The sequence below is a fragment of the Legionella israelensis genome (assembly GCF_004571175.1).
Classification (GTDB): Bacteria; Pseudomonadota; Gammaproteobacteria; order Legionellales; family Legionellaceae; genus Legionella_D; species Legionella_D israelensis.
This window is the reverse complement of the sequence record NZ_CP038273.1, coordinates 2,134,129-2,150,713: the sequence shown is the minus strand read 5'-3', so window position 1 is coordinate 2,150,713 and position 16,585 is coordinate 2,134,129. Positions and strand designations below refer to the sequence as shown.

Genomic DNA, 16,585 nt, shown 5'->3' with positions numbered 1-16,585 from the left:
TCTAGTAAACGCGCTCTTTCGGCTCAAAAGTCGCGATATGTTTAGGTGATGTATTAACCGGTCGATAATTAATCCTATCGCCTTCAGCAAAATAAAGCGTATGTTTGATCCAGTTTTCATCGTCCCTTTCAGGGTAGTCTTCACGGCTGTGCGCTCCACGACTTTCGGTTCTTGCCAAAGCTGATTGAGCACTGGCATAGGCAGTTGCCATTAAATTATCCAGTTCCAGCGCTGAAATTCTTTCTGTATTAAATACAGAGCTCTTATCACCCAGTTTAGCATGCATTAGACGCTCACGCAGATCCTGTAATTTGTGCAAGCCTTCTTCCATGACATCGCCCTTGCGGAAAACGCCGAAATCCTGTTGCATTACACGCTGCATTTCGTTTTGCAGTTTTGCTATATCTTCTCCGTCTTCTTTGGAATTTTCCCAGCGTTCATAGCGTTGCATGGAGGGAGCAATATTGTCATCAGAAATATAAGGCATATCAGGCAATTGATTGGATTGCCATAAATGCTCAATGTGTAACCCGGCAGCACGTCCAAAAACCACCAGATCAAGCAATGAATTGCCACCTAACCGATTGGCGCCGTGAACTGAGACGCAGGCACATTCTCCTACAGCATACAAACCTTCCACAACCTGATCTTTACCATTATCCCTTGTAAGCACCTGGCCATGAATATTGGTAGGAATACCCCCCATGCTGTAATGGCAGGTAGGCACTACCGGAATAGGTTCATACACAGGGTCAACGCCAGCAAATTTCATGGATAACTCACGAATGCCGGGCAGTCTGGACGTAATTAAATCAGCCCCAAGATGATCCAGCTTTAACTTTACGTGATCAACGCCATCCGGATCAAAACCTTTACCCTCACGTATCTCCAAAGCCATGGCTCGTGCAACCACATCACGCGAAGCCAAATCTTTTACTCGGGGCGCGTAACGTTCCATAAAGCGTTCGCCATCTTTGTTGATCAAATAACCGCCCTCGCCGCGACATCCTTCCGTCACCAGGACACCTGCTCCAGCAATTCCTGTAGGATGAAACTGCCACATTTCCATATCCTGTAAGGGAAGACCGGCACGCAGCGCCATGCCAAAACCATCTCCGGTATTGATAAGGGCGTTTGTGGTCGACTGGAAAATACGGCCAGCGCCGCCGGTTGCCATGATACAAACGCGAGTCTGATAAAAGACAATTTCACCTGTTTCAATGCATAAGGCTGTCACGCCGGCAATCCTGCCATGAGAATCTTTCACGAAATCCAATGCATACCATTCTGAAAACACATGCGTTTTTGCCTTTAAATTCTGCTGATAGAGCGTATGCAATAAAGCATGCCCGGTTCTGTCCGCTGCTGCACAGGTTCTGGCAGCCTGCTCACCGCCAAAATTTTTGGATTGCCCACCAAACTGGCGCTGATAAATTTTACCATTATCCATCCTGGAGAAAGGCAGCCCCATATGTTCAAGTTCATAAACCGCTTCAGGGCCTGTCTTACATAAGTATTCGATACTTTCCTGATCGCCAATATAGTCAGCACCTTTTACAGTGTCATACATGTGCCAGCGCCAGTCATCTTCATCGGCATTGCCCAGCGCTGCCGTTATCCCTCCTTGCGCCGATACCGTATGTGAACGAGTAGGAAAAACTTTGGATAATAAGGCCACTTTCATGCCGGAATTGGCCAACTGAAGTGCAGCACGCATTCCTGCGCCTCCGGCACCAATGATGACTGCATCAAATTTATTACGTGGAAATGCCATGCTCATTGCCCCCAAACGATCATCAGACCCCAGATAAACTGAGCCGATAACCATAAAACGATGAATAATTGGACGGAAATTCTCAGCGCCGTTGATTTTATATAATCTGTGGTAACGGTCCACACACCAATCCAGGCATGCAAGGTCAAAGTAATAAGCGCAATAATAGTGGCAATTTCAAACCAGGTGTTTGCAAACAGGGCATGCCATTCACTGTATTGCAATTGAGGTTTTAATAATAAATAAAAGACTACCACTAAGGAATATACAGCAAAATAAACTGCGGTAATTCTTTGAATTAACCAATCTTTTAAACCATTGCCAGTCAAACTGGTCACATTGCTAACCATATCCAGAGTCCCAGTAATATTGTTAATATAATGGTGAGAATAATAACGGCCAAGGCACTGTTGCGACCAGCTTCCAGGCTTTCACCAAAGCCCAAGTCCATTACCATATGACGTATTCCTGCCAGCAAGTGATAAATCAAAGCTGCGCAAAAAGCCCATAGCAGCAACTTCCAGTGCAGTTGAGCCAATAAGCTCTGTGTCTCATGGAAAGCTTCTTCAGAAGATAATGACTTGGCCAGAAAATAAAGTACGGCAGGCATTAATAAAAAAAGCACAATCCCGGATATCCTGTGCAGGATAGACGCTATGGCCATAGGAGGATACTTTAAGGTCAATAAAGCAAGATTAACCGGTCTTTTTTCATTCACAATATTCTTCTTCCTTCTGCGTGAAAAGTCGTAAATATAACACAACTCAATGGAATGTGTTTAATGGATTATGACAGTAAAGAAAAAAAGAAGTATATCATTCTGAAATGAACACGAAAAGTTTGTAACCTAGATGATTTTGTGGAATGCTGTTGACGATGAATACTTAAGAAAAATTGCAGGTACTTTGCCGCTTATACGAGAACGATTAATCCGTTGTGCAAATTCGGCCTTTCTTGACCAGTTCGTAAATATTTTAATCGTTTTTTCCAATTTCATGACACGGGAAAACCTTAAAAGCACAATGAATTAAAATACGGTTAACTCAGCTACCTGGAACTGCAAAAAAATGTTTTATATCAAATACGTATGTGCTCAATGCTATGATTTTTTTATTGCAGTGACATTGGCATTGACTTTTACTGCCTTCTGTCTTGCCTTACGCCAAGGCAAGGTAATTCCTCCGCATAGTTTATGGTATCAACTTAGTCTCATTCTTATTTTTTACAGTTACTATTATTATTCAGTGAAATATGGAGGACAAACCTTAGGCATGCGGGCATGGCGAATCAGGCTCATCTCCTGTAAATCAGGGCCTCTGACTGCTGTTCAGGTTACATTAAGACTGGTTCTTTATTGGCCAGCACTGTTTGTTGCACCTTTCTGCCGAAAGACTCCAGCCTCTTTGTTAAGGAGCTGGAGTAAAACAACATTAATCCTGATTTAAAAAGATTGCATACTATCGCTTGATGGCTGGCGCAGCCCCATGGTGTTGTTTGTAGGAATCTCGCGGCGCCTCGGGTGGGTATCCATAACCTTTATCAGCCAGTCTTTTAACTGTCTCCAGATACCGTTCACCCCAAACACCAGGATTGAAGTTAGTCACCACCACATTATAAGAGAGGTTAATAATGGACTCAAAAGCCTTTCTTTGTGCTAATTCATGCCCGTGAAAGGCCACCTGAACTTCCGTTTCAGGGTCAATACCACCGGATTTCAATCGATCGACCAGCATGGAAATCATCTTTTCAATGGTATAGTACAATTTGCACATAGACATCCCGGCACTGAACATATCAGCGCTTTTAGATGTGGACAGCTTATGACCATGATCATGGATATCATAAACAAATTCCTGTTCTCCCTCGCTACCCAGTTGTTCGGGCTTGACTATTAAAGGTGGTGTAATGGGATCAATACTGGGTGTAACTATATATAAATGAAAGTCAGACCAGTGAGCCCATAGCAAATACACGCGCTCAAGTAATTTTGCCGGGTCGTTAAGATCTTCCAGCATCCATTCTTTTCTGAGCGACTCAGAAACTTCTTTTATACCAGGTTGAGAATTATCGGATTCATCTGCCATTCTGTAGCCCAACGACTTATCGGTAATATTTATTATCTTAGCCCAATTTCATCCATCAATCACGACAGAGGGACGTTTGCAAGGTAAAAAAAGCGTAAATTCAACATATTTGATAGTATTCAGGAGGCATTCTGCAACGCGAACAACGGCTTTTACAACTCACCTGAGGCTGACATTTTTTAATAATCCCTTTTCTTAACCAAAATTCAAGCATAGGCTTAAGTGCCATTTCATCGATTTGAAATGCTCGTGTCATTTGCTCAGAACTGACCATTTTCTCCCTTTGAATAAAATCACGAAGTGCTAATAACATGATTATTTCCATTAAAGCGTCTATTGAAACGAATCAAGGCAATAAAGAAAGCAATTAGCATAAACATAGCCAGCACCCATAACAAACTTTGCTGCGGATGAGCAGAAAACCGGGCAAGCTGATAGAAGACAACCGATAGGCTGTAAGCAAGAACAAACGACCAAATGACAGATAACCACATCAGACGTTTACTGGCTTCCTGACGAATCACCGCCATCGTGGACACGCAGGGAATATACAGTAAAATAAATAACAAATAAGCAAAAGCACCTGCCTGACCATCGAAGCGCTGCGCCATCATACCGTAAACGGATTGAGACAGCTCGCTGTCAGGTGCGCTGGCAAGAATCGGATTAAGCAGCGCCTCTCCAAGAGAAGAAAAATTCTCAGGCACAGAGTAAAATGCTTCCTTAAGACTTCCCCATAAATTGAAGTGAGTGACTGCCATTTGACTGAAGTGTCCGACTTGTGCATATAACGAATTCAACGACCCCACCACCACTTCCTTAGCCAGCATTCCGGTCAGCAATCCGACGGTAGCCGGCCAGTTATCCTGACTGAGCCCCATAGGAGCAAACATCGGCGTCAACCATTTCCCCATTAAGGATAATAACGATTGGGAGCTCGCCTCTCCACTATTAATGCTTCCATCAAGCATGATGGCATTTAAAGCACCTAACAAAATACAAATTGGAATAATTAATTTCCCAGCACGTAGAACAAAAAAATTCAAACGAACTTTGGTTTCTTTAAACAACCGGCGCAGGGAGGGTTTATGGTAAGCTGGCAATTCCAGGATAAGAGGTGAAGATTGTCCCTGAAAATGGGTTTTTCTTAACATAAAACCGGTCAAAACGGCCATCAATATACCTATCAAGTACAATGAAAAAACAATGTTCTGCCCCCCGACGGGGAAAAAGGCTGCGACAAACACTGTATAGATGGCCAGCCGCGCACTGCATGACATAAAAGGACTCATCATGATGGTTAATCTTCTGTCACGTTCAGAATCCAAGGTTCTGGCAGCCATAATGGCCGGAACATTGCAGCCAAACCCAACGATCATCGGAACAAAGGATTTTCCGGGCAATCCAAGAAGACGCATCAGCTTGTCAACCACAAAGGCAGCGCGGGCCATGTAACCTGAGGCTTCGAGCAATGACAAAAAGAAAAACATGGAAGCAATGACAGGAATAAACGTTAATGTGGTGTTAATGCCTTTGCCTACTCCATTGGCTAAAATGGCAATAAGCCAGTTTGGCATGGACAAGCTATACAATAACCAGGCTGTTCCCTGCACAAAAATCGCATCGGTACTGATGTCAAAAAAATCCTGAAAGGCTCCGCCGATATTTATGGCAAATAAAAACATCAGATACATCATACCTAAAAAAATAGGTATTCCCCAAAATCGATGTAATACAATGCGATCGATTCTTGCAGTTACAAAATCACTCATGTCGCTTTTTTTGCGCTGCACTTCTTGTACGATTTGGTGAATAGAAGCATATCTTGCATCGGCCATCAAAATATCATCATCGTCCTGACCAACATCGAGAATATTAAAAATAAGCCTATCTTTGATGGCAGAACGGCTATCCCCTTCCAGCCAACGACAGGCGTAATAATGAGCCAGATCGGCATCGATGCCCTTTGCTGAGAATTGTTTCTTTAAATGAACAAGCTTGTTCTCAAGTCTTTGCGGTAAAAAGGGTTTTAATGAAAAGCCAGCGGGTTTTGGCGGGCTATTTTGCAGTGCTTCATAAAGGGCATTCAGGCCAATTTGTTTATGGGCCTGAATGCCTAAAACAGGAAGATTTAAGGCTCTGGATAAAGCTTTTGTATCAATATGAATCCCTCGTTGCTCAGCGATGTCCATCATGTTAAGAACGAGGATTAAAGGGCGTCCCAGTTCAATGAGCTGACTGGTTAAGTACAAGTGCCGCTCCAGATGACAAGCATCAACCACATTAATTATGCAGTCAGCTTTGAGGTCTAAAATCGCTTGTGCAGCAATTTGCTCATCCTGGCTGACTGCATCATGATTCACCGCCAATGAATAAACACCAGGCAGATCCGTAATTTGCAAGGTTTGCTTGTTGCATTGAAAAAAACCGGTTTTCTTTTCAACGGTCACGCCTGGCCAGTTGCCTATGCGCTGGTTATCACCGGTCAGTGCATTGAATAAAGTGGTTTTACCACTGTTAGGATTACCAACCAACAGAACATGCTTCATATTTGCTCCCATTGCAGGTCAGCAGCTTCTTCCTTGCGTAAGGAAAGATAAGTATCACGAACTTCCACCAGAACAGGGCAACCGAGTGGCGCAAACTGGACAATCCGAACCTCTGTACCATAGGTAAATCCCAGCGATAAAAGACGCCGTTTATAAACAACATCGGTTTGGCCAAAACCCACCAGCCGGATTCTATCGCCTTTTGAAAAATCAGTAATTCGGCTCATTTGAGAAAAAAACGATCCAAGGATAGATTCAATTTTAACATAAAATGATTATGATAATCATTCTCATTTTCAAAAAATCTTTTGTCTCAGGTTCAAATTCAGTCCAAGCCATACATCTTTAAAAATGCTCTCCTCGGCGCCGAGGAGGATGTTTAAGATAATCAGCCGACTGCATCTCATGAAGTCGGCTTAAAGTCCGTTTAAACTCAGCTTTCATTTCCCCTTCACGATACAATTGTTCAAGTGGGACCGCAGCCGATAGGATCAAACGAATGCCCCGATCATACATAACATCAACAAAATGGATCAATAAAATCACAGCCAGAGTGTCTTTTTCCGTCAATATCGGCAGGTTACTGACAAAAACCGTTTCAAAACGATCAGCAATTTCAAGATAATCCAGTTGGCTGCGAGGGGAATTGCAAATCACGGAAAAATCAAACCAGATGGCGTTTGCTGAGCATTTGATATAAGGAATACAGCGATTTTGAATGGTTATATTGCTTTTTTCTTCCACATAAGAGGCAATCGACATGAATTGCTGATTCATTTTTTGATCCGTTTTTGGGCCCGCAGGATAAAGATAGGCCTCAAATAAAGTTTCTCTTCCAAGCCGATAATCTTTTTTTTCATTCAAATACAAAATCTGACAATGCTGCTTTATCAAGGCAATCGCCGGTAAAAAGCGTGCGCGCTGCACGCCGTTCAGGTACAAATCCTCAGGACGGGTATTGGAGGTTATTACCAATACCACACCGCGCGAAACCAAGGCTTGTAAAAGATCGGTAAGAATCATGGCATGGGCAACGTCATGAACCATGAATTCATCAAAACATAACAGCTTGACGGATTTGGCAAATTCAGTGGCCATTTTCTGCAGTGGATTTTTTTCGCCCTGTAATTGCCGTAGCTTAGCATCCACTTGCTGCATAAAATGGTGGAAATGAAAACGGGCTTTATAACGGTAATTCAGTGATTTGTAAAATAAATCCATTAGAAAAGTCTTACCGACACCCACAGGCCCATATAAATAAATGCCTTTGATTCGCTGTCCTCGAATTCTTGCCAACCAGGACCGCCCGGATACACTCAGTTCGCAGGCAAGTCGCTCAAATTCAACAATGACTTCCCGTTGCAGGAAGTCATCCTTTATTTCATGCTTTAGAACAGCCTGTTCATAATCGGTTAAAATACTCATGTCAATCTGAGAGAACCTCTTCCTCAAGCACAGCGAATAGGCGGCTTTTAAGTTCAATCAATTTACCGTGAAAAAAATGACCCGTATCTTCAAAGCGAAGAATTTTGGGTGCTGGAGCAATCTGAATGGCAAAATCATTCACTAGCTCAGCAGGCGTTACTTCATCCTCATTTCCTTGCAGAATAATCCAGGGCTCAGGCGGCGGAGAAAATTCATGGTAGTCATAATGATGAACGGGCGGCGCTACTGTCACCAAGGTTCGATGTGGACATTGGGCAGCAGCTCTGTAGGCCACATAGGAGCCGAAAGAAAAGCCGGCAAAGAAACATTCCGACTCTGGCTGTTCCTTAAGCCAGAGATGGGTTAATGCCAGCATATCTTTACTTTCACCTATTCCGGCATCGTACTGTCCTTCAGAGGCACCTACGCCTCGGAAGTTAAAACGCAGAGAAGGAATACCAAGCTCTTTAAATGTACGCGCCAAAGTAGTAACCACTTTGTTATTCATTGTGCCGCCCTGTAAGGAATGAGGGTGGCCTAAAATCGCGACACTGTTTTCTTTAAGAGATTCAGGTACAGCCAAAACACCCTCAAGTTGCCCCTTTGCACCTTGAAACACAAAAGCATGTTCACCTGTTTTATTCAGTTTATCAGCAAATAACATAGCAATCCTGATGTTCATCAATCATTCAGTGTCAGGACAGTATTGGATGAGAAAGGTTGCTCATTTAGATGTGTGAAAAAACATCCCTCCGGCTCTTGGCCACTATTGTAAGCAATGTTTAATACACAACCTCCTTTCAATAGTATCCCCATAATAAACGATCTTGCAATTTAATGCCCATTCTATATGATATATGCCCGATAGCATAATATTTTTGCACCGACTGATATCAGCGGTGACCATCTTATCATTCAGATTTTAAACAATGGAGGACTTGATCTATGAGACAGGTACCTGTATCTCTCCATCCTGCTGAAATATATGATTCAGGAGGATGTTAATGAATATTCTAGATTTCAAAAAGAAAAAACAGCAACAGCAAAAAATTTCCATGCTGACCTGTTATGATTATCCTTCTGCCTGCATTATAGCAGAAACTGAACTCGACTGTGTTCTGGTCGGTGATTCCGTCGCCATGGTTGTTCATGGGCACAATAGCACCCTTATGGCCACCATGGATATGATGGTGTTACATACGGAAGCTGTAGCGCGTGGCCTGAAACAGCAATTTCTTGTTTCTGACATGCCTTTTCTGAGCCACAAGGAAAGCCAATCTGAAACGGTCAGGCACGTAAAACGTCTGCTACAGGCTGGGGCTCATGCCGTCAAAATAGAAGGCGCAGAACAAGATACCTGCGAGCGAATTCAATTTCTCGTCTCCAGCGGCATTCCCGTTATGGGCCATATTGGCTTGACACCGCAGTCAGTACACCAGTTAGGTGGTTATGTAGTACAAGGAAAAACGACGAAAGAAGGAGAAAAATTACTCCATCAGGCCCAGCAGCTTGAGGCAGCCGGTTGTTTTGCTCTGGTCATTGAATGTGTACCTCAACTTTTGGCAAAACTCATCACAGAATCTTTGTCCATACCTACAATTGGTATTGGAGCCAGCCACTACACGGATGGACAAGTACTGGTATGGCATGACATGCTGGGATTGCAAACGGCCTTTAAACCTAAGTTTTTGAAACAATTTACTCAGGGCAAGGAATGGATACACCAAGCCATCCGCCAATACGATACGCAGGTGAAACAAGTTCATTTTCCTGCCACTGAACACGCTTACTGAGCATTCATCATGGATATTTTTTACGATCTGACGGAATGGCAGCAAATTCGCCATCAACTTCCATCCAATGCCTCATTGGGATTTGTACCCACCATGGGAAATTTACATGCAGGTCATGCTTCTTTATTCATGCAAAGTCTTAAAGAAAATGATTACACCGCTGTCAGTATTTTTGTCAATCCAACTCAGTTCAACCTGCCAGAAGATTTTCACCGATACCCAAAAACTTTAAATGCCGACCTTACGCTGTTGAAAGAACTGAATGTCCACTATTGCTTCCTGCCGAATGAGAGCATGATGTACAAAGACCACTATCGTTTTCAAATACAGGAAACCGAACTATCTCAGTATATGGAGGGCAAACATCGCCCTGGTCATTTTACAGGTGTACTGACTGTTCTCATGAAATTATTGCATCTCATCAAACCACATAAAGCCTACTTTGGTGAAAAGGATTACCAGCAATTTTTATTGATTCGTGACATGGTGGATGCCTTTTTTATGGACACAGAAATCATTGCCTGTCCTACGATTCGTGAAAACAGTGGCTTAGCTTACAGCTCGCGAAACAGTCGATTAAATATTGCGCAAAAAAAGAAAGCCGAATGGTTCGCTAGACGTTTTCATCAGGCAGCAGATTGCAATAGCCTTAAAGATGAATTAATAAAAGCAGGCATCAAGGTCGACTATGTGGAGGAACATTTTAACCGTCGTTTTGCCGCAGTTTATATTGATGATGTTCGCTTGATTGATAATTATTCTCTCGCTCAAAGCGATTAAGATCTATTCTGTGGGCCATGGCTTCTCCAAAATATTTATATAAAAATCAATATGTTATGTTTTATTAAAAATAATTTTCCATTTCCTTGAGTAATTTCATTTTCCTTACTAATGTTAATTTGCTTAACCCACATTTTTTCAAATAAAAAGGAGAAAAAAATGACTCACCACAATACCCATCACCAGAAAAAAAACGCTCACACAGCAAACAAACCTGCAAAAAGCAATGAATCTCAAAAACCGGCACATGAAACGGGAAAAAGTCAGGGGTATGGCGACAGTAAGCGTAAACAAGGAAACTGATGCTTTTCAGTCATTGTTCGAAAGAAACCTGCCAAGGAATAATGATTCTTTGGCAGGTTTGACACGGAGTAAATATCGATAACATCGCTTTAAACCGGCGGTGGAGGTCCTCTTCGTCCCAAAACCAGAAATACGATAAAAATAACAAGGAACAAGAAAAATAAAATTTTTGCTATCCCCGCCGCGGCTCCGGCTATACCGCCAAAACCAAAAATGGCAGCAATGATTGCGATAATAAAGAAAAATATTGCCCAACCAAGCATGCTTTCCTCCTTGTAAAATATTATTTCCTTATCGTCTTTAAACTATAGATACTGATGAAAAGAACTCAAACTAAAAGCCACTCATTGGCAAAAAAAAATCTCTGGATGCCCAAACCATTGGAAACTATCCAACCTAAATATAGACAGACTTGACTTACCAACGAAGTCCAGCATTCCTCTCATCTTTAAATTTTGCAATCGCTTCCCCGCAAATATGCTGTTATATTGTTTTTTTCACCGATGTGAAAATAATAAAAATATCACAAAACAAATTAGGTCATTTTGTTCAACATTGTCTGAATTTTCTGTCATATCATTTTTTTCTTTACAACATCCATGTTTCGACTATGCTTTACATCCATACCAAGAAAGGAGTTTCACCATGGATAAATTGAAAGGAATGAAAATAGCGATTTTGGTTGCCAATGGCTTTGAGCAAGTCGAATTGGAAAAACCCAGAGAAGCATTGAAGGAAGAAGGAGCAGACACCTATATCGTCTCGCCTGAAAAAAATGAAGTTCAGGGATGGCATCATTTTGATAAAGGGGACATGTTTAAAGTTGATGTACCCTTAAATGAAGCCCATGCGAATGATTATAGTGCGCTTTTATTACCTGGTGGTGTCATCAATCCCGATCAATTACGACTTCATTCAGCAGCGATAGAGTTCATCAAAGAAATCAACAAACAAAATAAACCTATAGCCGCCATTTGTCATGGCCCATGGACATTAATTAATGCAAAAGCGGTTCATGGCAGGAAAGTAACGTCCTGGTATTCCATAAAATGTGATCTCATCAATGCAGGAGCAGAATGGGTTGATGAGTCGGTCGTCAAAGATGACAATTTAGTGACCAGCCGCAAACCGGATGATATTCCCGATTTTAATAAAGAAATGATTGAATTATTTCAAACCCGAAAAATTTAAATTCGAACGCTAGCTGTAAAAAGATTAAGACGGCATGCCAAAGCAGCACGCCGTCAGTATGTAAACGGCACGCTTCCATTTCAAATAGACTCCATTTTTACCTTAACAATACTAATGGGAAATATCGGGTATATAATAATAAAAAATATTCAAAGGAATGTTTCATGCTCATTTTATATTTGTACCCGCAGATGTTTGGCGGTCAAGTCCAAAAAGTGCTGTAAATTCCCATTAATTCAGCCTATCAAGTTAGTACGTTATTTAGTCAAAGCATTCATCCCTACAACATTAGACTTTCCGGCTTCATTCTCAGCCAGCCAGTCATTAAATTCGTCCATATTAAGATAACGCCTTGATTGCCACTGCTCGTTTTGTTCAGCTAATAAAGCGCCAATCAGCCGCCATGCAGAATCATCATTAGGAAATATCCTTATCACTCGTTCTCGGCGCCTGATTTCCTCGTTAATTCGCTCTTGCATGTTGGTGGTGCGAAGTCGCTTCCTGTATTTCTCCGGCAACGCCATAACTACCATGGCATCGTCAAAAGCCTCCTCAAGGCAGGTAACTGATTTTGGTGCTTTTTTCTCAAAGGCATCAATAAAATCATCGCGTCTACGCCTGGCTTCTTCCATATCAGGTGCCTGAAAAACAAGCTTTGCCTTTTCAGCAACATCTTTGCGGTGTCTGACAGAGCAGTGCCCGAGGATGTTGCGCATCAAGTGAACTTGGCATCGTTGCCAGGTTGCACCTTGAAAGTGCTTTCTAGCCGCTTCCACAAGCCCTGCATGCTGGTCTGACACAACATACATCACGCCTTTTAGCCCACGAGATTTTAGCCATTTAAACGCTTCATCCCATGTAGCATAGCTCTCAGTGTCACCAATGCGAAGGCCCAGTATTTCACGGTAGCCATCACTTCTGATACCCGAGATGGTCAAGGCTGCTCGAGACACGACTCTGTCACCATCACGACACTTGATAAACATCGCATCAACCATGATAAATGGGTAGTTGTCACCATCAAACCGACGCTCGTTGAAGGCTCTGACTCTTGCATCAAGACCAGAACACAGTTGACTGACGGTTGACTTTGAAAAACTAGCACCGCAAAGTTCTTCAGTAATGTTATTAACTTTTCTGGTTGATACGCCATTAACAACCATTTCCATCAGAGCCAATACAAAAGCCTGCTCACTGCGTTGATAGCGCTTAAAAATATCGGTAGAAAAAGAGCCATCACGTGTCTGCGGCACTTGAAGAGTGACTGGTCCCACACGAGTGTATAGTTGTCTTGGACGGTAACCGTTACGATAGCCTATACGTTCACCTGAACGTTCATGCTTGTCTGCTCCCAGACTTTCTGACACCTGTGCCTCCAATACCTGATTCAATACACCTTCAACAAGCTTTGCGAGCCCATCCTGGCTTGATAAAAGTTCTGGAAGCAATTCCTTTCCAACTGTAATATTGTAATCCGTCATCGCTAATCTCCTTCGATAGTTATTGTTTTTCACAACTCAATAGTACCGAATTTTAGCGATGACTCCACTCCTAAAAAGTCAACCTGAATTTACAGCAGTTTACGGACATAACCTGTTTGGCTTACCCGATAATAATCCTTTTGGTTTAAAAGTAGATACGTTCTTAAGATTGCATAAAATCAGTTATATCTATCACAATATTATAGATATCAAGAATGCACCGCGAGGACAGCTGCCCTACATCGACGATGGCGGCAATATTATCACTGACAGTAATCATATTATTGATTATCTTTGTGAAAAACATCATCTTCAACCCGATAAGCACTTGTCTGATCAGCAAAAAAATCTTCAATTTTTAATTACTCGCACCCTTGATAATCATCTGTATTGGGTCATGTCATATTCTCGATGGCAAGATGAACGGTTCTGGCCTGAGTTTAAAGAAGCTTTTTTAAAGCAATGTCCTGATGTTTCTGAAGCAACACTCATAAAGGCCCATGAATACAATATTGAAAAATATCATTTCCAGGGCATTGGCCGGTATGAAGCGGATGCTATTTACCAATCCGGCATTGCCGATCTACAAGCCGTTGACAATGAATTGGGCCAGCAAACCTTTCTTTTTGGTGATAAAATCCATACCGTGGACGTTGTCTGCTATGGATTTTTAGCCAATATTTTTTATTTTAAGATTGATACGCCTTTAAGAGCCTTTCTTAAACAGCAAAAACGTTTAAGAAATTACGTCAGTAGAATACGAGAACGACTGGATTATTAGCGCCAAATGTTCATAACCCTCTAAGAACTCAGCCATGCCGCCTGGATTTGGTGGTACTTTGTAATGATCCTATTTGATTATTTTAAATCAATTTAGGCTAATTGTTCTTCTTTAAGAATATTTGTTTAAAAGCTTGACTTTTCGCATATTAATTAGTATTTTTCCTATCATCTTCTTATTTTTTAATCTCCTTATCTTTTTTTATCCAATTTAAAAAACAAAGCGTCCGAGAGTTTAGACATGCCTCAGTTAAAACCAGGTACAATCGAAAAGTTTACTATATTAAAAAAGATTAGCTTTAATCATGAACACAAAACCCACACTTATCTGGCCCAAAACTCGCAAAATAAATTAGTCCTTGTTAAGCAAATAAAGGCAAATCCTGAAAATTGCGGACAGGTAGAGCGAGAAATAGAATGCCTTGAGCGTCATAAAAAACTCCTCGCCTATCAATCGAAGAAAACAGGTCGAAATCATACTTCTTATACCATCGTATCGGACTTTATTCCGGGGGAATGTTTTCAAAATCTTATTGAGAATAATAGTTTTACCCCCCATCAAATGCTCGTTCTTTTTTATCATCTGGCCAAAGGATTGGATAAGTTTCATGATAAAGGGTATGCGCATCGGGATATAAAACCGGATAATTTCATCATTAACCAAGATGGCATCCACGTCATAGATTTCGGAAATGCGATTCTAAAAGAATATGCAAATCAATTTTTTATCCCAGGGAAACTGGGCTTCATGGCACTTGAAGTAACTCCTTCTTCAAGCGATGTTGACCCGACAAATAATCAATTTTCTGATTTGGCTTCTATAGGATATATTTATCTTTGGGCGCTCGGTTGTCTGGAATTAACCAAATTTTACAGAAAGCAAAGAGAATTTGATTTTAAACAAACCGTTCCGCAACAGCTGAGGCAACTTCAATTCAGCGAACAAGAAATATCGGTCTTGGTGGAAATCCTTGAAGGATTAGTTCACGAAGACCCTAAACAACGACCCAACCTCTCGCTGGTATGTGAAAAACTTTTTAATTTATGTGAAAAAGACGTCAGTCTTGACTGGATTGGTAATTTTGAAGAGGAAGAAAGGCCGGCTGAATCTTCTCGGACCGTTGAAGTCACTTCTATGCCGCTATCTACTCTCAGTTCCCTTGGTTATCCTTCTCAAACGCTGGAAGACATTTTAGATGATGACATTGAAAGGAGCCAGCCATCAGACACACTGCTGCCCCTTCAGAAAGAAATCAATACGATAACCGAATCTCAACTGCGCCCCTTTAACCGTTATCTGCAGCAGTTAAAAGAAAAGCAAGCAGAGTTTCAAGCTTTAAGAGATAAAATTAAAGATAAATCCTGTAAGGACTATCTTAAATATGATTCAGCCTTTCAGCGTACAGAAGCGCTCACTGAAACACTGGACAGGGAAGCTCAAAATCTGATATGCAAGAAAACTCCCAGCGAAGATGATTATAAGCAATTTAAAGAGAACTGCGGCGAAGCCATTGATAAAGCCAAACCGGAATTGAAAACCCACCGAAACATGAATTATATTTTGGCCAATGTTGGGCTTGCTGTTTTAGGAGTCGGCGTTGGTTATGCGATCGCCGGTGTTATCAATCTGGCCATAAACCGAAAATTTTTCTTTTTCACCGAGACCGATTCGATGAAAAAATTAGACCAGCTTGAAGCCTCACTGAATCCTATCAAACTGCCTTAACTGGCTCATGTTAAGCAGCTTTGTCTTTTTTGCACCTTTGGACGCATTTTGAAATTTTAACTGTGCTGCGTAACATGAGTGAATTGGTTTTTTAAAAAGCCGGCAAGAGCATTCTGACTAAGAAAAATAAAAAATTGAAATAAACCAGGCTTCCTATATAAGCCATCAAGATAAATAAGCCATCTTTTTCAATAAATCCAAGACTAAAGAGAATAATTAAGCCAGACAAAATAAAATTACTGAACGGAATGGGTAACATTAATAAAATGGACAATATAAATATACAAAAACCAGTCACCATCTCTATCGGACGTCTGAACAAAAAAACCAGACGTGGTCTTAGCAATTGTTCCATTTTAACAAGAAAAGGCAAAGCCTTCTCAATCATTTTTTTTAATGTTTCATGCTCAACGCTTCGCCTGGCAATGATGCCTGGTATCCAGAGCGTTTGTCGTCCCAGAATCATTTGCAGGCTACAAAGAGCTAAAGGTATGCTGAATACCAGCGCCACACCAGGAATGGCAGAAAGGGGTAAAGCGCTTGGAAGAGCAAAAAATAACAACACCAGGCCAAAAGCCCGCTCACCAAGCATGTTAAAAAGGTAACGATAAGATACCGTTTTGCCGGCGCTTTTATCAGAGGCAATTAGCAATAAAATATCAGATGAACGTCGAGAATTTTTATTTTTCATTGTTCCTA

General features: G+C 41.5%; 19 protein-coding genes. 7 read left to right on the top strand and 12 right to left on the bottom strand.

Going from position 1 to position 16,585, the window contains the following annotated elements:
* Position 1: 1 nt before the first annotated feature.
* The 3 genes from sdhA to sdhC are packed head-to-tail and all read right to left on the bottom strand — an operon-like array spanning position 2 to position 2,492.
* Positions 2 to 1,774, bottom strand: coding sequence for a succinate dehydrogenase flavoprotein subunit (gene sdhA, locus E4T55_RS09795; protein ID WP_058501586.1), 1,773 nt, complete (start codon positions 1,772 to 1,774; stop codon positions 2 to 4).
* A gap of 2 nt (positions 1,775 to 1,776) precedes the next feature.
* A complete protein-coding gene (sdhD, locus tag E4T55_RS09790; protein ID WP_058501587.1) occupies positions 1,777 to 2,124 on the bottom strand; it encodes a succinate dehydrogenase, hydrophobic membrane anchor protein in 348 nt (115 codons plus the stop codon).
* On the bottom strand, positions 2,109 to 2,492 hold the full coding sequence (gene sdhC, locus E4T55_RS09785) for a succinate dehydrogenase, cytochrome b556 subunit (RefSeq protein ID WP_058501588.1): 384 nt from the start codon (positions 2,490 to 2,492) through the stop codon (positions 2,109 to 2,111). The genes sdhD and sdhC overlap by 16 nt, the downstream gene beginning before the upstream one ends.
* Positions 2,493 to 2,841: 349 nt before the next feature.
* Between sdhC and E4T55_RS09780 the strand changes: the two genes are divergently transcribed.
* A complete protein-coding gene (locus E4T55_RS09780) occupies positions 2,842 to 3,219 on the top strand; it encodes an RDD family protein (RefSeq protein ID WP_058501590.1) in 378 nt (125 codons plus the stop codon).
* A 12-nt stretch (positions 3,220 to 3,231) separates the two neighbouring features.
* On the opposite strand, the gene E4T55_RS09775 is transcribed toward E4T55_RS09780, so the two are convergent.
* From E4T55_RS09775 to E4T55_RS09750, 6 genes are all read right to left on the bottom strand, one after another.
* Positions 3,232 to 3,858 carry a hypothetical protein gene (locus E4T55_RS09775; RefSeq protein WP_058501591.1) on the bottom strand — a complete coding sequence of 209 codons (627 nt, stop codon included), beginning with the start codon at positions 3,856 to 3,858 and terminating at the stop codon, positions 3,232 to 3,234.
* Between the two features lie 100 nt (positions 3,859 to 3,958).
* Positions 3,959 to 4,171: a FeoC-like transcriptional regulator gene (locus tag E4T55_RS09770; protein WP_058501592.1), complete on the bottom strand. Its 213-nt coding sequence runs from the start codon at positions 4,169 to 4,171 to the stop codon at positions 3,959 to 3,961.
* Entirely contained in the window at positions 4,152 to 6,407 is a 2,256-nt protein-coding gene (feoB, locus tag E4T55_RS09765; protein WP_058501593.1) for a Fe(2+) transporter permease subunit FeoB, read from the bottom strand. Before feoB ends, E4T55_RS09770 begins: the two co-directional genes overlap by 20 nt.
* A complete protein-coding gene (locus E4T55_RS09760; RefSeq protein WP_058501594.1) occupies positions 6,404 to 6,634 on the bottom strand; it encodes a FeoA family protein in 231 nt (76 codons plus the stop codon). Before E4T55_RS09760 ends, feoB begins: the two co-directional genes overlap by 4 nt.
* Positions 6,635 to 6,752: 118 nt before the next feature.
* Positions 6,753 to 7,832, bottom strand: a complete 1,080-nt coding sequence (gene zapE / locus E4T55_RS09755) for a cell division protein ZapE (RefSeq protein ID WP_058501595.1) — start codon at positions 7,830 to 7,832, stop codon at positions 6,753 to 6,755.
* 1 nt (position 7,833) lies between these two features.
* On the bottom strand, positions 7,834 to 8,496 hold the full coding sequence (locus tag E4T55_RS09750; RefSeq protein WP_058501596.1) for an alpha/beta hydrolase: 663 nt from the start codon (positions 8,494 to 8,496) through the stop codon (positions 7,834 to 7,836).
* Positions 8,497 to 8,836: 340 nt separating this feature from the next.
* On the opposite strand from E4T55_RS09750, the gene panB reads away from it, so the two are divergent.
* From panB to E4T55_RS15220, 3 genes are all read left to right on the top strand, one after another.
* Positions 8,837 to 9,625: a 3-methyl-2-oxobutanoate hydroxymethyltransferase gene (gene panB / locus E4T55_RS09745; protein ID WP_058501597.1), complete on the top strand. Its 789-nt coding sequence runs from the start codon at positions 8,837 to 8,839 to the stop codon at positions 9,623 to 9,625.
* A 9-nt stretch (positions 9,626 to 9,634) separates the two neighbouring features.
* Positions 9,635 to 10,405, top strand: coding sequence for a pantoate--beta-alanine ligase (panC, locus tag E4T55_RS09740; RefSeq protein WP_058501598.1), 771 nt, complete (start codon positions 9,635 to 9,637; stop codon positions 10,403 to 10,405).
* A 159-nt stretch (positions 10,406 to 10,564) separates the two neighbouring features.
* Positions 10,565 to 10,708 (top strand): hypothetical protein, encoded by a 144-nt coding sequence (locus E4T55_RS15220; protein WP_156411801.1) that lies wholly within the window; start codon positions 10,565 to 10,567, stop codon positions 10,706 to 10,708.
* Positions 10,709 to 10,797: 89 nt separating this feature from the next.
* Here E4T55_RS15220 and E4T55_RS09735 read toward each other — a convergent pair whose 3' ends face one another.
* Positions 10,798 to 10,971 (bottom strand): DUF1328 family protein, encoded by a 174-nt coding sequence (locus E4T55_RS09735; protein ID WP_065235983.1) that lies wholly within the window; start codon positions 10,969 to 10,971, stop codon positions 10,798 to 10,800.
* Positions 10,972 to 11,353: 382 nt separating this feature from the next.
* Here E4T55_RS09735 and E4T55_RS09730 point away from each other — a divergent pair, with 382 nt between their 5' ends.
* Positions 11,354 to 11,899 (top strand): type 1 glutamine amidotransferase domain-containing protein, encoded by a 546-nt coding sequence (locus E4T55_RS09730; RefSeq protein ID WP_058501599.1) that lies wholly within the window; start codon positions 11,354 to 11,356, stop codon positions 11,897 to 11,899.
* A 257-nt stretch (positions 11,900 to 12,156) separates the two neighbouring features.
* Here the strand turns inward: E4T55_RS09730 and E4T55_RS09725 are convergent, their stop codons facing one another.
* A complete protein-coding gene (locus E4T55_RS09725) occupies positions 12,157 to 13,380 on the bottom strand; it encodes an IS256 family transposase (protein ID WP_115325208.1) in 1,224 nt (407 codons plus the stop codon).
* A 58-nt stretch (positions 13,381 to 13,438) separates the two neighbouring features.
* On the opposite strand from E4T55_RS09725, the gene E4T55_RS09720 reads away from it, so the two are divergent.
* Entirely contained in the window at positions 13,439 to 14,161 is a 723-nt protein-coding gene (locus E4T55_RS09720) for a glutathione S-transferase family protein (protein ID WP_058500917.1), read from the top strand.
* Between the two features lie 240 nt (positions 14,162 to 14,401).
* Positions 14,402 to 15,886 (top strand): protein kinase domain-containing protein, encoded by a 1,485-nt coding sequence (locus E4T55_RS09715; protein WP_058500916.1) that lies wholly within the window; start codon positions 14,402 to 14,404, stop codon positions 15,884 to 15,886.
* A 91-nt stretch (positions 15,887 to 15,977) separates the two neighbouring features.
* Here the strand turns inward: E4T55_RS09715 and E4T55_RS09710 are convergent, their stop codons facing one another.
* Entirely contained in the window at positions 15,978 to 16,577 is a 600-nt protein-coding gene (locus E4T55_RS09710; RefSeq protein WP_058500915.1) for an exopolysaccharide biosynthesis protein, read from the bottom strand.
* Positions 16,578 to 16,585: the final 8 nt, after the last annotated feature.

What these genes read in the sequence shown, in the direction of transcription:
- sdhA (WP_058501586.1), bottom strand. Translation starts at nt 1,774, where the DNA reads ATGGCATTTCCACGTAATAAATTTGATGCAGTCATCATTGGTGCCGGA.
- E4T55_RS09735 (WP_065235983.1), bottom strand. Translation starts at nt 10,971, where the DNA reads ATGCTTGGTTGGGCAATATTTTTCTTTATTATCGCAATCATTGCTGCC.
- E4T55_RS09750 (WP_058501596.1), bottom strand. Translation starts at nt 8,496, where the DNA reads ATGTTATTTGCTGATAAACTGAATAAAACAGGTGAACATGCTTTTGTG.
- E4T55_RS09775 (WP_058501591.1), bottom strand. Translation starts at nt 3,858, where the DNA reads ATGGCAGATGAATCCGATAATTCTCAACCTGGTATAAAAGAAGTTTCT.
- E4T55_RS09770 (WP_058501592.1), bottom strand. Translation starts at nt 4,171, where the DNA reads ATGTTATTAGCACTTCGTGATTTTATTCAAAGGGAGAAAATGGTCAGT.
- panC (WP_058501598.1), top strand. Translation starts at nt 9,635, where the DNA reads ATGGATATTTTTTACGATCTGACGGAATGGCAGCAAATTCGCCATCAA.
- E4T55_RS09720 (WP_058500917.1), top strand. Translation starts at nt 13,439, where the DNA reads ATGACTCCACTCCTAAAAAGTCAACCTGAATTTACAGCAGTTTACGGA.
- E4T55_RS09760 (WP_058501594.1), bottom strand. Translation starts at nt 6,634, where the DNA reads ATGAGCCGAATTACTGATTTTTCAAAAGGCGATAGAATCCGGCTGGTG.
- sdhD (WP_058501587.1), bottom strand. Translation starts at nt 2,124, where the DNA reads ATGGTTAGCAATGTGACCAGTTTGACTGGCAATGGTTTAAAAGATTGG.
- panB (WP_058501597.1), top strand. Translation starts at nt 8,837, where the DNA reads ATGAATATTCTAGATTTCAAAAAGAAAAAACAGCAACAGCAAAAAATT.
- E4T55_RS09780 (WP_058501590.1), top strand. Translation starts at nt 2,842, where the DNA reads ATGTTTTATATCAAATACGTATGTGCTCAATGCTATGATTTTTTTATT.
- E4T55_RS15220 (WP_156411801.1), top strand. Translation starts at nt 10,565, where the DNA reads ATGACTCACCACAATACCCATCACCAGAAAAAAAACGCTCACACAGCA.
- E4T55_RS09730 (WP_058501599.1), top strand. Translation starts at nt 11,354, where the DNA reads ATGGATAAATTGAAAGGAATGAAAATAGCGATTTTGGTTGCCAATGGC.
- E4T55_RS09725 (WP_115325208.1), bottom strand. Translation starts at nt 13,380, where the DNA reads ATGACGGATTACAATATTACAGTTGGAAAGGAATTGCTTCCAGAACTT.
- feoB (WP_058501593.1), bottom strand. Translation starts at nt 6,407, where the DNA reads ATGAAGCATGTTCTGTTGGTTGGTAATCCTAACAGTGGTAAAACCACT.
- zapE (WP_058501595.1), bottom strand. Translation starts at nt 7,832, where the DNA reads ATGAGTATTTTAACCGATTATGAACAGGCTGTTCTAAAGCATGAAATA.
- E4T55_RS09715 (WP_058500916.1), top strand. Translation starts at nt 14,402, where the DNA reads ATGCCTCAGTTAAAACCAGGTACAATCGAAAAGTTTACTATATTAAAA.
- E4T55_RS09710 (WP_058500915.1), bottom strand. Translation starts at nt 16,577, where the DNA reads ATGAAAAATAAAAATTCTCGACGTTCATCTGATATTTTATTGCTAATT.